The organism is Achromobacter sp. UMC46, assembly GCF_014170335.1.
Taxonomy (GTDB): Bacteria; Pseudomonadota; Gammaproteobacteria; order Burkholderiales; family Burkholderiaceae_B; genus Achromobacter.
The window spans coordinates 49,176-61,953 of record NZ_LZZS01000006.1 but is presented as its reverse complement, the minus strand read 5'-3'; the positions used below and the strand labels follow the sequence as shown (position 1 = coordinate 61,953).

The window sequence follows — 12,778 nt, the reverse complement described above, 5'->3', positions numbered from 1 at the left end:
CGCGCCTCAGATGGGATCCCAATTGAAGACGTCCGGGGAACGGTCCAGCGGCGTGAAGGCCCTGCGCATCGCCGGCACGGCATGTTCCGCCAGGCTGTCCAGCGTCCAGCCCTCGGCGCGGTGGACGGACATGACCGGCCTGGGCTGGCTCATGACGATCAATTCGTTGCCGCGCACCGCCAGGATCTGTCCGTTCACGTCGCGGCTGGCCTCGCTGGCCAGGAATACGGCCACCGGCGCCACTTGTTCCGGCGTCATGGATTGCATGCGGGCCAGGCGCCGTTTTTCGGCATCGGTCTCGCTGGGCAACGTGCCGATCAGCCGGCTCCAGGCAAAGGGCGCAATGCAGTTCGAGCGGACATTGAAGCGGGCCATGTCCAGGGCGATCGATTTCGACAGCGCGACGATGCCCAGCTTGGCGGCCGCATAGTTCGCCTGCCCGAAATTGCCGATCAAGCCCGCGCTGGATGTCATGTGGACGAATACGCCGCTTTCCTGCGCCTTGAAATACGGCGCGGCGGCGCGGCTGACGTAGTAGGCGCCGTTCAGATGCACGTCGATGACGCCTTGCCATTCGTCGTCCGACATCTTGTGGAAGATGCGGTCGCGCAGGATGCCGGCATTGTTGACGACGCCGTCGATCCGTCCGAAGTGGTCAATCGCGGTGCGCACGATCGCCGCGGCGCTGTCGGGGGCGGCCACGGAATGGGTGTCCGGCACCGCGATGCCCCCGGCGGCGGCGATCTCCCGCGCCACTGTGCTGGCGGGACCGCTGTCGCGGCCGTCGCCGCTGCCGCTGGAGCCCAGGTCGTTGACCACGACCCGGGCGCCCTGGGCGCCAAGCAGCATGGCGATGGCGCGGCCGATGCCGTTGCCGGCGCCGGTCACGACGATGACTTTGTCCTTCATGAAATGCTCCCGGTGTTGCGAGTGGGTTTGAATGGATATCGAGGGGTTATTCGCTTTTGATGTTTCCGGTCTGGATGACCTGGGCCCAGCGCGTTTTTTCGGCCTGCACGAAGGCGCCGAAATCCGCCGGCGTTCCCACGACCGCCTGGCCGCCTTGCTGCGCCAGCGTCTTCTGCATGGCAGGGTCGGACAGCGCCTTGTTGACGGCGGCGTTAAGCGCCTGCACGACGGGCTGCGGCGTCTTGGACGATACGAACAGGCCCAGCCAGACCGAGACGTCGAAATCCTCGTAGCCGGCCTCCATGACGGTCGGCGTATCGGGCAGTTCCGGGCTGCGTTCCTTTGTCGTGACCGCAATCGCGCGCAGCTTGCCGGCGCGGATCAGCGGCAGCGCCGTGATCAGGTTGTCGACCATGAAGTCGACCTGGCCGCCGACCAGATCGGTCAGCGCGGGCGCCGCGCCGCGGTAGACCACGTCTACCGCGTTGATCCCGGCGCGCTGTTTCAGCAATGCGCCGGCCAGGTGGCCGGACGACCCGCTGGTGGAGACCGCCATCGACAGCCCCCCGGGCCGCGAGGCTGCGTAACGCTTCAGTTCGGCGATGGTGCGCGCCGGCAGTTTGGGGTTGACCACCAGCACGTCGGGCATGGACAAGACCTGCGCCACGGGAGCCAGGTCCTCGTAGGCGTACGGCAGCTTGTCGTGCAGCGCGTAGTTGGCCGCGTTCGGGCCCAGGCTTCCCATGACCATCGTGTAGCCGTCCGGCTCGGCGCGGAGCATCGCCTGCACGCCGATCACGCCGCCGGCGCCGGGCAGGTTTTCGATGATGACGGGTTGACGGAAATGGTCGCTCAGCCCCTTGCCCAGCAGCCGGCTGGTCTGATCCAGGATGCCGCCGGGCGAACTGGGCGCGATGATGCGCAGGGGCTTGGTGGGCTGGAAGGCTGGCGCGTCGGCGGCGGCGGCCCACATCGGCAGGGTCAGGGCGAACGACGCCAGGACGGCCCGAAGAGGTGTCTTCAACTTCATGGTTGTCTCCTGATTATTGTGGCGGCGTGTTCTAAAATGACCGCCTGGCGGATATTAGTGTCCGATAAATTGCTTTGTAGATCCGTTTTATAATTTTTGTCAACGAAGTTTCGGATGATCGATTCGGCTTATCGGACGAAAAAATCCGGGACGCATTGTGGAGAGGCATGCCCCATGGCAACCCCAGAAAACGAAGGTTTCGTGCGCGCCTTCGCGCGCGGACTGGCCGTCATCGAGGCGATGGGCCGCAGCGGGACGCACACGGTCGCGACGGTGTCGGCGACGACCGCGCTGCCGCGCACGGTGGTGCGGCGCATCCTGTTGACGCTGTGTGAGCTTGGCTTCGCGGTCGAGTCTGACGAAAGGGGATTCCGGCTGACGCCGAAGGTCCTCAATCTGGGGATGACCTACCTGACGTCGCTGCCTTTCTGGGGACACGCCCAGCGCGTGCTCGAGAACCTGTGCACGCAAGTGAAAGAATCGTGCGCGCTGGCGGTCTTCGACGGCGAAGAGGTGGTTTTCGTGTTGCGGATCCCATCGCCGAAGATCATGTCGCTGCGGCTGGGGCTGGGCAGCCGGCTACCGGCGTACGCCACCGCGCCGGGGCGCGCCTTGCTGGCGTTCCAGAGCGAGGAATTCCTGAACCACTACGTAGACGGGACGGAGCTGGGCACCATCACCGCGCGCACGGTGGACAGCAAGGCGGCGCTGCGGTCCGAGCTGGAGACGGTGCTGCGCGAGGGCTATGCGTGGGTCGACGGCGAATTCGACCAGCACGTGTGCGGCCTGGCCGTGCCGGTGCGCGACGAGCAGAACAATGTCGTGGCGGCCATCAGCGCCAATCTGCTTTCTGGCGACATGTCGCAGGAAGACGCCATCAAGACGATCCTGCCCGCACTGCGCGCTGCCGCCCAACAATTGTCGGGTCTGGCGCCCGCGTTTCTCGGCCCTTCGAATCGTCCCGTCACGCGAGCCGGCAGCCGCAGCGCCTCGTAGCCTTGCACGGGCTTCCCGCTAGTCAGGTACTTTCCATGCGGTTGCCCAGGCCGTCCGTCAGGTCGAAGTTGCGGTTGGCTTGCAGGCGCAGCGCCGCCGGGCCGGATCAGTCGGGGATTTCGGGTTCGACCAGTTTCGCCAGCTGCGCCAGCGATTCCTGCCAGCCCAGGTAGCACATTTCGGGCGGGATGACGGCAGGGATGCCTTCTTGCACGATGCTGATGTCGGTGCCGCAGGCGACCTTGCGCAAGGTGATCGTGGTCTGCATCTGGCCGGGCAGGTTCGCGTCGTCGAACTGGTCCGTGTAGCGGATCTTTTCGGACGGGACCAGTTCCAGGTATTCGCCGCCGAAGCCCATGCTGGTGCCGGTCGAGAAGTTGCGGAACGACATCTTGTGGCGGCCGCCCACTTTGGCGTCCAGCTGGTGGACCTGGCAGGTGAACCCGTAAGGGGGCAGCCATTTCGCAATGGCGTCGGCTTCAAGGAAAGCGCGGTAGACGCGGTCGGGGGAGGCGCGCAGGACGCGGTGGAAGGTAGTGGTTCCGGTAGTCATGGTGTATCCGCCTTCAATAGAGTGGGTGGTATGGATACGACGAACAGACGATACCGGAATCGACAGCTCAGGGATCAGGAGAAACCCCTAATTCTGTAACCGCCCGACGTACGCCGACAACGCTTCGGCATGCCCTTGCAGGGGAATCTGATCAGGCAGCCGCTGGCCCGGCCAAAGCGCTTCGTGCGGATCGCCCATGACGATGGGAGATCCTGCGTAGTCGATATCAAGCTCGGCCTCTGCCACCGCTTCATGGTGCCGTGTGCCAGGGTCGGCAAAGACCGTCCGGATCGCCGCATCCCGTTCGCGGCGGGCGTGTGCCCCTTTGACCCTCTGCGCGCGTTCGGCGGCATCGCCCGAGGCCATCACCTGATCGGCCACGGCAACAGCGCCGCGGCCTTCTTCAATTGTGCGGGGTCAGGCCCGCACGCACCGATGTCGCATCAATACGCGCCCATGTAGTCGCGCTTGCCGACTTCGATGCCGTTGTGGCGCAGGATCGCGTAGGACGTCGTCACGTGGAAGAAGAACTGCGGCAGGCCGTAGTGCAGCAGGTAGGCGCTGCCCGACAGCTTCTTTTCTTTCGGCGTGCCCGGGCGCAGCACGATTTCCAGGGACGCGCTTTGTTCGAACTGTTCCGGCTTGAACGAACCGACATGCGCCAGGGTCTTGGCGATCAGGGCCTGCAGTTCGGCGAACGTCGGTTCGCCATCCGGCCAGGACGGCACTTCCGCGCCAGCCAGGCGGGACGCGATACCCTTGGCGAAGTCGGCGGCGATCTGCACCTGGCGCGACAGCGGGAACATGTCCGGGAACAGGCGCGCGCCCAGATAGGCGGACGGGTCGATGTTCTTGTCGGTGGCGTGGGCTTCGGCCTTTTTCAGCACGTCCGACAGGGCGGACAGCATTTGCTTGATGACAGGGACAGATGCGTCGTACAGGGGAGTGGTCATAGGGGGGCTCGCGGAATGGGTGAGGCGGGCGCGGGGTGGCCCCGCGCGGCTGGGCCCAAGACTACCAGCAATTGACGACAGGATGGCGGCTTGCAGGATTCCTGCGGTCAGGGGTGATCCTGCCTGACCTGCAGCGCGCGATGACCGCCCGGATCGGCGTGAAAGTGACGGCGGTGCCATCCCGCTCGGCCCGCTATGCGGTGCGGGGCCGGCTGCGGAACAAAATTGCCAGAATGTACTTTTTATGTTCAGTTTCTCTTGTAAATACCCGGGTTTGCCCTAGTAATAAGGGTCCTTTCTGCCGCGCTATAACCATGTTTGTATTTTTTTTGTATTTATGAACATGAAAATAGCTCTGATTGGATGTGGGGAAGTGGGCGACTGCTATGCGCAGGCGTGGGTGGCTGGCGGGCATTCGATCGTCGGCATCTGCGAATTGCGCCAAGACGCCGAGATGCAGGCGCGAGCCGCCTCGCACGGCAGCGCGTTGCATGGCGAACCCGGCCCGTGGCTGGCGCAAGCGGACCTCGTGGTGTCGGCAGTCTTCGGCCACGCGGCGCTGAAGGTCGCCGGCCAGGCGCTGCCGCATCTGCGCGCCGACGCGTCGTATGCCGATTTCACGACCGCGAGCGCGGCCGACATGCGTGCCGCCGCCGACATCGCCGCGCAACGCGACGTGCCCTTCACCGATGTCGCGATCATGGGCGCCATCGCGTTGCTGGGCGCACGCACGCCGCTGCTGTGCGCCGGCACGGGCGCACCCGCCGTGGCGGCCTTCGCGCTGGGCTGCGGCGCGCCCGCGCAGGCGATCGAAGGGCAGGCTGGCGATGCCGTCCGCCTCAAGCTGTTGCGCAGCATCCTGACCAAAGGCATGGAAAGCCTGGCCGTCGAATGCCTGGTCGCCGCTGAAAGCATGGGCCTGCGGGCGTCGCTGTATGAAGTCCTGTCCGACATGGACCGGACGCCGCTGACGACATTCGTCGATTCGTTCGTGCGTTCGCATGTGCTGCACGCGCCGCGCCGCCTGGCCGAGGTGCGTGAAGCGCGCGAGCAACTGGTCGAAGCCGGTTTGCAGCCGCTGGTGCTGGACGGGGTCGAACGGCTCTTCGCCCGCACCGCCAAGGGCATCGAAGCGGCGCGCGACGCCGGTTCGTTCAATGTTCCCGATTCCGTCGCGGACCGGCTGGCATGGCTGACGCCCCTGGCGCGCCAATCCTGATTCGCGCAGCGCGGCCCCGCAGAGGGCCGCGCCTATTCCAAATACATGTGAGGAAGACAATGACATCCGTAAAGACTCTGCTGGCGTCGGCGCTGCTGGCGTCCTGCGCCGTGGCCAGCGCGGCCGATATGGGCTCGGCCCCCATCACGCTGATCTCTCCGTTTCCGCCGGGCGGGGGAACCGACACCTTGACTCGAATGATCGGCTCGGCCATCGCGCAGGACACGGGCTGGAACATCGTGGTCGAGAACAAACCGGGCGCGGGCGGCAACCTGGCGCTTGACGCCACGGCGCGCGCCAAACCCGACGGCCACACGCTGGTCATGGCGCAGACGGACAACATCGTGCTGAACCCGTGGCTGTACAACAAGCTCAGCTACGACACCTTCAAGGACTTCAAGCCGGTGGGCCTTGTGGCCTCGTCGCCAAGCGTGTTCGTGGTGGTGCCGGACTCTCCCTACAAGACGCTGGACGACGTGGTCAAGGCCGCGAAGGCGCGGCCGGGCCAGGTGTCGTTGGGCATCCCCGGCATCGGCGGCAGCGGCGACCTGATCGGCCATCTGTGGCGCAAGGCGGCAGGCATGGAACTGATGCACGTGCCGTATCGCGGCTGGTCGCAGGCATTCCCGGATCTGGCCAGCGGCCGCATCGACCTCTACACGGGTTCCGTGGCGTCGCTGTTGCCGCAGATCCGCGGCGGCAAGGTCCGCGCGCTGGCCGTGGTGGCGGACGAACGTTCGCCCGCTTTGCCCGATGTGCCGACCTTCGCCGAAAGCGGTTTCAAGACCATCAACCAGACGATCTGGTGGGGGCTGATGGCGCCCGGCAAGACGCCGGACGACGTGGTCGCCACCCTGAACCAGGCGTTGAACAAATCGCAGGCGCAGCCCGACGTCGTGAAGAAGCTGGAAGACTCCGGCTACAGCGTCATGACGGGCACGCCGGCGGATCTGGGCAAGCGCCACCGTACTGACCACGACATCTTCGGCAAGGTCGTGCAGGAAGCGGGCATCCCGAAACAATGATCCTTTCAGATCCCCAGGCAACGCACCAGGAGCACCCGAATGACCGGTTTTGACATCCATCCGCGCAAGCGCGCGGTCTCGAGCGAGTTCGTCGAGAAATTCCGCCGCATCCCCGTCGCCAACATCAGCGACTGCATGTCGCGCATGACGGCGGGCGGCGCGCGCCTGCGGCCCATGCATGACGGCCATCCGCTGGCGGGCCCCGCCCTGACGGTGCGCTCGCGCCCGGGCGACAACCTGCTGGTGCACAAGGCGCTGGAACTGGCGCAGCCCGGCGATGTGGTGGTGGTGGACGCTGGCGGCGACCTCACCAACGCCATCATCGGCGAAATCATGACGACCTATGCGCAGACGCGCGGCCTGGCCGGCATCGTGATCAACGGCGCCATCCGCGACAGCGGCACCATCCGGCGCGGCTCGTTCCCGGTGTACGCGGCCGGTGTGACGCACCGGGGCCCCTACAAGGATGGTCCGGGCGAGATCAACGGCGTCATTGCGCTGGACGGCATGACGATCGAACCGGGCGACCTGATCCTGGGCGACGAAGACGGCTTGCTGTCCTTGCCGTATGACCTGGTGCCCGCGTTGTATGAGGCCGCGTCGGCCAAGCACGCGGTCGAAGAACAGATGCTGGCGCAGATCGCCGCCGGCACGCTGGATACCTCGTGGATCGATGCCCGGCTGAAGGCGCAGGGCTGGAAGCCTTGAGCCCGCGGCGCCGCGCCCGCGGCGCTGCCGTCAGGTTTTGACGATTCCCAGGTGGCGCAGGATCCGGTCCTTGACTGCGCCGCCGTACGCCCAGGACAGCACCGCCAGCACCAGCATGGCCACTGTGAAGTAGGCGCGCGCGGCCATCGGCACCGGATTCAGTTCCGCGATGGTCCGCATCGGCTCGTAAGACGTGAAGTCGCTGGCCGCCAGCACGCTGAACAGCAGGGCCAGCATGGGCCCCGTGAAATGCGGGCGCTCGCCCCGTGTGGCGGGGTCGGCGTGGAACGACCAGCGCAACAGCTGCGCAAGGTGGACGGCTACCGTGACCAGCGGAATGGCCACGGCCAGCAGCAGGACGAAAAGGGCGACGAGGATCTGGGGCGAATACATGAAAGCGGATAAAGGGTAAGGCTGAACGCCGCGGCGGGCATCAGGCGGCCGGGGTGTCGGCCCGAGTATCGGCCGACGGATCGGCCGGCGGCTTGCGCTGGCTGCGGAACAGCAGGTGCGTCGTGGTCAGGTGAAAGCGCATGGCGATGTCGGCGCATCCCGGATCGCGGGCGCGCAACGCGGCGATGATCTGGCGATGGTGCTCCACGCTGCGCAGCATGTCGTCATGCGTGTAGAAGTAGAACGAGCCGATGATGATCGGCATGTCCAGCAGGTTCTCCACCATCGTGCGCACCCGCGCGGATTGCGCCGCGTCCAGCAAGGCATGGTGGAAGAGGTTGTTGCAGTGCTGGACCCGCGCCACGCGGTCGGTGTCGTCGGAAAGGATGGCGGCCAGCATGCGCTGGTTGATCTGCTCAAGGTGGTCGATCTGTTCGGGCGTGGCGCGTTCCGCGGCGCTGCGCGCGGCATAGGGTTCAAGCAGCAGGCGCAGTTCGAACGCCTCGTTGATGTCGCGGTCCACCCAACCCAGCACCACCGCGCCGCGCCGCCCTTCGCGTTTGACCAGGCCATCGGTGATCAGCCGTTCGATCGCGCTGCGCACCGGCGTGCGGCTGACGGAAAGCTCGGCCGCGATGTGCTCTTCGCGCAGGTGCTCGCCAGGCAGGAACACGCCGGACATCAGCCGTCGGCGGAGTTCCCCATAGACAAGGTCGCGGGCGCTGGTCATGGTGGCGCAGGATTCCTGAGGGCGCAAAGAGATCCAGACTATACCCGAAGGGTATAGGCCGGATCACCCGTGCATCCGCGCATCGCGGGGCGACACGCCGAACAGGCGCTTGAACGCGGTGGCGAAGTTCGCGGCGCTGGAATAGCCGGCCGTCGCGGCGGCCTGGGCCACGCTGACGCCTTGGCTCACCAACGCGCGCTGGGCGGCTTTCAGCCGTTGTTCCCGCAGATACTCGACGGCCGATGATCCGGTCAGCGCCTGGAATCCCTGCTGCAGCGCCCGCACGCCCAAGCCGGTTTGGGCGGTCAGGTCGGCCAGGCGCCCGGGGCCGGTAATTTTTCCGGCGTCGATGCGGGCACGCAGGTCCAGCAGGCGTGCCGCGTGGCGCGGCTCGATGCGGGGGGCGGGCGCGCTGGCGCCTTGACCCACCGCTGCCCCCGCCGTGGCCGCAGCCAGAGCCACGTGGCGCAACCCCTCGCCCAGCAACGCCAGGCAGCGGCATTCCAGCATCAGACGGTCCACCCCGTCTTCGTGGGCGGGAGGGCGCGCGATGCGTTGCGCCAGCGTGACGCCGCGCGGCGTCAACGTCCAGGCATGCAGCGCCAGATGCGTCTGCAGGAAGGACTGGATGGCCGAGGTGTCGACGGCGTCCGGAGCGGATCCGCCAGCGGCCAGTCCGCCGTCTTGCAGCCATTGCGGCGCGACCGTCAGCGTGATCGAGCGTTCGCGGTGGTTGCGCGCCGCCCGCCGCATGAAGCTGGCGGGCGCCGTCAGCATCAGCAGGCGCGCCTGCAGCCCTTCGCCGGGCGCGGGCCCCTTGAGGCGCAAATGGTGATGGCCGAATTCCAGCTCGACGTCGCCTTGCTCCAGCACGATCAATTTCAAGCCGGGCGTGAGCGTCGAACGCACCACGTTGTCGCCGCAGTCCCGCACGTCCGCGCGCCGCAGCATCAGGCCGGGCCGTATCGGCAATACCTGGAAGCTGCCTTCCAGCGGGGTCTTCGCGCCCGCGCCGTGGCGGGACTCGATATCGTGCGATCCGCCTACGTGCGTCCCTGCCGCCCGCAATTGAGCGGATGAGATCCCGCCCGCCATTTCCGCCCGTTTTCGCGGCCCCGCCATTGCTGCTCCAAAAAATACCTGCGCCGCGCACGCGTTGCGTGCGGGCGGCCCGCTGCCCGCTGCCGCAAAGCATCTGGCGCTTTGCGCAAACATGCCTGCCCGATTTCCGTGGAATCATGGGCAAAATTTCCAAATGACCATGAGAATCAGTACCATTATGACCCAAAGTCCCGCCGTCTTCGTCCTCCGCCGGCCCTGGATGATGATGGCCCTGGCCATCGCCGGGATGACTGGCGCCGTCCAGGCGCAGACCGCCCCGCCGTCGGGCGAGGCCGCCGCAAGCCCCGTGCAATCCCTTTCCCCCGTGGTCGTGACCGCCAGCGGCTATGACCAATCCATTGCCGACGCGCCCGCCAGCATCACCGTGCTGACGCACGAAGACCTGGCCAGGCAGCCCTTCAATACGCTGCAGGACGCGTTGCGCAACGTCGAAGGCGTCAGCATCGTCGGCGCCAATGCCAACAAGCAGGACATCTCCATCCGCGGCATGCCGGGCAAATACACCTTGATCCTGGTGGACGGCAAGCGCCAGGGCACGCGTGAAATGCTGAACCGCGAAGAGCTGGGCATGGTGCAGGCCAGCCAGATTCCGCCGCTGGCCGCCATCGAGCGGATCGAAGTCGTGCGGGGCCCGATGTCGTCGCTGTACGGTTCCGACGCGATCGGCGGGGTGGTCAACATCATCACGCGCAAGGTGCCGCAGGCGTGGACCGGCGAGATCAACCTGGGCGCCACCTTGCAGCAGCACAGCGAGCTGGGCAACAGCCGGCAGGCGGATTTCTACCTGGCGGGCCCGATCAAGCAAGAGAAGCTGGGCTTGCAGCTGTTCGGCAAGTCCAACCAGCGGACGCAAGCCGATGTGGTGGACGGCTCGTATGGCATCCGCGATCGCGGGCTGACCGCAAGGCTGACGCTCACGCCCACGAAAGACCAGGACATCCAGCTGGAAGCGGGGCAGGACGAATACAACCGCTACGGCACCGTGGGCAAGTCGTTGGCGGCGACCGATACGGGCGACTACAGCCTGAAGAACCGCCATACGCACTATTCGGTCTCGCATGAAGGCCGTTGGAATTTCGGCACGACCAATGTGTCGCTGCAGCGCGAAGAGGGCAAGGCCAGCAACACGATCGGGGACAAGGACACGACGTCATACCCGGACACGCGGCTGGTCAACACCACGCTGGACGCGACGTTGACGCTGCCCCTGCCCGGCAACATGCTGAAGGTGGGCGGACAGTACATCGACACGCGCCTGTACGGCACCGACAAGGAGGCCGCCTCGACCACGGCGCGCAATATCGTGTCGGGCTTGAGCACACGGTCCTGGGCCTTGTTCGGCGAAGACGAATGGGCCGTGACCGATAACCTGTCGCTGACTGGCGGCGTCCGGCTGGACGACCACGAACGGTATGGCCAGCATTGGAGTCCGCGCGGGTACGCCGTCTATCACCTGTCGGACGCCTGGACGCTCAAGGGCGGCGTGTCGCGCGCGTTCCGCGCGCCTGAACTGCGCCAGAGTTCGGCGGACTATATCCAGGCGACCGGCGGCGCCGTGGGCGCACCGCGCGGCAGCATCGCCGGCAATCCTGACCTGAAGCCCGAAACCAGCACCAGCACGGAAATCGGCCTGCATTATCAGGACGACGACCGATATGCGGCCGGGGTCACGCTGTTCAACAACGAATTCAAGAACAAGATCTACAGCCAGTGCGTCACCGGCTGCGCGGGCACCTCGGGCGCCACCTACGAATGGGGCAATATCGGGCGTGCCACGTTGCGTGGCGCCGAGACCAGCCTGACCTTGCCGCTGTCGCGCACGGTCACGCTGACCGGCAACTACACCTACACGCAATCCAAGCGGAAATCGAATGACGAAGTGGCCTATGACGGCACGTCGTTGCAGGGGCAGCCGCTGGACCGCACGCCGCGCCATGTGCTGAACGTGCGGGCGGACTGGCGGGCGTCGGACGCCTTGTCGCTGTACGCGTCGGCGAATGTGCAAAGCGAGCAGTACTGGGCCAACTACCGCAACGTGTCGGCGACGACGCGCCGGCGGCCCGGCGCCACCACGTTCGACCTGGGCGGCAGCTATGAGCTGAACTCGCACGTCACCTTCCGCCTGGCGGTGATGAACCTGACCGACAAGCGCGTGCCGGTGGACTACCGCACCCGCACGACCGGTCTGGATGGAAACTGGCAAGTCGATGAGGGTCGCCGTCTATGGCTGAACACATCCGTTTCGTTCTGACAGGGGCCGTGTTGGCCCTGGGCATGGCCGCGTCCGCGAATGCGCAACCCGGGCATGCCCGCCCCATGGCGGCGCAGCCGCCGGCGTTGGCGGTCGGGGTGCCTGCCGCGCAGGTGCAGCGCTACGTGTTGGCCGCGCTGGATGGCGGACCCGAGTACCGCGTGTCGGTCTGGGCGCCGCCCGCTGGGCAACCGCCGGCAGGCGGCTATCCGGTCGTTTACATGCTGGACGGCAACGCCGTGTTTGAAAGCCTGACACGGACGCCGCCTGCCTTGCCGCCCGGCACGTCGCTGCAAGCGGTGGTGGTCGGCATCGGCTACGACGATGCCGAGCGCTTCAACGTGACGGCGCGGTCTTATGACTACACGCCGCCTTCCCCCGACGCAAACGCGCCGCGCGGTTCGCCGCGGGATCCTGATGCGCAAGGCTGGGCGAAGCCTGGTGGCGGCGCCGACCGCTTCCTGGCGATCCTGCAACAGCGCATCCAGCCGCTGGTGGAACGGCGCTATCGCGTCGACGCCGGCAACCGCACGCTGTACGGCCATTCCTACGGCGGCCTGTTTGCCCTGCATGTGGCGCTGAGCCGGCCGCAGGCGTTCCGGCACTACGTGGCGGCCAGCCCGTCGATCTGGTGGAATGGCCGATTCATCCTGCAAGCGCTGGCGCACCCAGCCCCGGTACCGGAGCCGGGCGTGGATGTGACGGTAATGGCCGGCGATGAGGCGCAAGGCCGCGATGACCTGCCCGACAGCCCGGAAAGCGTGGTGCGCGCGCTGGGCGGCGTCCCCGGCGTGCAGGCCCGATTGCGGGTGTTTCCCGGCCTGGGCCACGGCGAGATGCTGCCGGCATCGCTGGCCGCGACGCTGCGCGAATTCGTGCGGTAGCGGGC

General features: G+C 66.6%; 14 protein-coding genes. 6 read left to right on the top strand and 8 right to left on the bottom strand.

Going from position 1 to position 12,778, the window contains the following annotated elements; all coding sequences use genetic code 11:
• Positions 1-6: 6 nt before the first annotated feature.
• Together A9973_RS11145 and A9973_RS11140 are read right to left on the bottom strand one after the other, a co-directional pair.
• Positions 7-909, bottom strand: coding sequence for an SDR family oxidoreductase (locus A9973_RS11145; RefSeq protein WP_183013850.1), 903 nt, complete (start codon positions 907-909; stop codon positions 7-9).
• A 46-nt stretch (positions 910-955) separates the two neighbouring features.
• Entirely contained in the window at positions 956-1,939 is a 984-nt protein-coding gene (locus A9973_RS11140; protein WP_183013849.1) for a tripartite tricarboxylate transporter substrate binding protein, read from the bottom strand.
• 174 nt (positions 1,940-2,113) lie between these two features.
• Between A9973_RS11140 and A9973_RS11135 the strand changes: the two genes are divergently transcribed.
• Complete coding sequence (locus tag A9973_RS11135; protein ID WP_183013848.1) at positions 2,114-2,935, top strand: IclR family transcriptional regulator C-terminal domain-containing protein; 822 nt, start codon at positions 2,114-2,116, stop codon at positions 2,933-2,935.
• A gap of 106 nt (positions 2,936-3,041) precedes the next feature.
• Here the strand turns inward: A9973_RS11135 and A9973_RS11130 are convergent, their stop codons facing one another.
• The 3 genes from A9973_RS11130 to A9973_RS11120 form a co-directional block, all read right to left on the bottom strand.
• Positions 3,042-3,488, bottom strand: coding sequence for an SRPBCC family protein (locus A9973_RS11130; RefSeq protein ID WP_183013847.1), 447 nt, complete (start codon positions 3,486-3,488; stop codon positions 3,042-3,044).
• 87 nt (positions 3,489-3,575) lie between these two features.
• Positions 3,576-3,869, bottom strand: coding sequence for a hypothetical protein (locus A9973_RS11125; RefSeq protein WP_220805463.1), 294 nt, complete (start codon positions 3,867-3,869; stop codon positions 3,576-3,578).
• Positions 3,870-3,931: 62 nt separating this feature from the next.
• Complete coding sequence (locus tag A9973_RS11120) at positions 3,932-4,441, bottom strand: DUF1993 family protein (RefSeq protein ID WP_183013846.1); 510 nt, start codon at positions 4,439-4,441, stop codon at positions 3,932-3,934.
• Positions 4,442-4,784: 343 nt separating this feature from the next.
• Here A9973_RS11120 and A9973_RS11115 point away from each other — a divergent pair, with 343 nt between their 5' ends.
• The 3 genes from A9973_RS11115 to A9973_RS11105 are packed head-to-tail and all read left to right on the top strand — an operon-like array spanning position 4,785 to position 7,393.
• Positions 4,785-5,660: an NAD(P)-dependent oxidoreductase gene (locus tag A9973_RS11115; protein ID WP_183013845.1), complete on the top strand. Its 876-nt coding sequence runs from the start codon at positions 4,785-4,787 to the stop codon at positions 5,658-5,660.
• A gap of 59 nt (positions 5,661-5,719) precedes the next feature.
• Complete coding sequence (locus tag A9973_RS11110) at positions 5,720-6,685, top strand: tripartite tricarboxylate transporter substrate binding protein (protein WP_183013844.1); 966 nt, start codon at positions 5,720-5,722, stop codon at positions 6,683-6,685.
• A 39-nt stretch (positions 6,686-6,724) separates the two neighbouring features.
• Positions 6,725-7,393 (top strand): RraA family protein, encoded by a 669-nt coding sequence (locus A9973_RS11105; RefSeq protein WP_183013843.1) that lies wholly within the window; start codon positions 6,725-6,727, stop codon positions 7,391-7,393.
• A gap of 30 nt (positions 7,394-7,423) precedes the next feature.
• Here A9973_RS11105 and A9973_RS11100 read toward each other — a convergent pair whose 3' ends face one another.
• The 3 genes from A9973_RS11100 to A9973_RS11090 all read right to left on the bottom strand — a co-directional run bounded on the left by A9973_RS11100 (position 7,424) and on the right by A9973_RS11090 (position 9,638).
• Complete coding sequence (locus A9973_RS11100; RefSeq protein WP_183013842.1) at positions 7,424-7,786, bottom strand: hypothetical protein; 363 nt, start codon at positions 7,784-7,786, stop codon at positions 7,424-7,426.
• Positions 7,787-7,826: 40 nt separating this feature from the next.
• Positions 7,827-8,516 (bottom strand): GntR family transcriptional regulator, encoded by a 690-nt coding sequence (locus A9973_RS11095; RefSeq protein ID WP_183013841.1) that lies wholly within the window; start codon positions 8,514-8,516, stop codon positions 7,827-7,829.
• A gap of 63 nt (positions 8,517-8,579) precedes the next feature.
• Complete coding sequence (locus tag A9973_RS11090; protein ID WP_183013840.1) at positions 8,580-9,638, bottom strand: AraC family transcriptional regulator; 1,059 nt, start codon at positions 9,636-9,638, stop codon at positions 8,580-8,582.
• A 157-nt stretch (positions 9,639-9,795) separates the two neighbouring features.
• Between A9973_RS11090 and A9973_RS11085 the strand changes: the two genes are divergently transcribed.
• Both A9973_RS11085 and A9973_RS11080 read left to right on the top strand, forming a co-directional pair.
• On the top strand, positions 9,796-11,889 hold the full coding sequence (locus tag A9973_RS11085) for a TonB-dependent receptor domain-containing protein (RefSeq protein ID WP_183013839.1): 2,094 nt from the start codon (positions 9,796-9,798) through the stop codon (positions 11,887-11,889).
• Positions 11,862-12,773, top strand: a complete 912-nt coding sequence (locus A9973_RS11080) for an alpha/beta hydrolase (protein WP_183013838.1) — start codon at positions 11,862-11,864, stop codon at positions 12,771-12,773. The genes A9973_RS11085 and A9973_RS11080 overlap by 28 nt, the downstream gene beginning before the upstream one ends.
• The last annotated feature ends 5 nt before the right edge of the window (positions 12,774-12,778 follow it).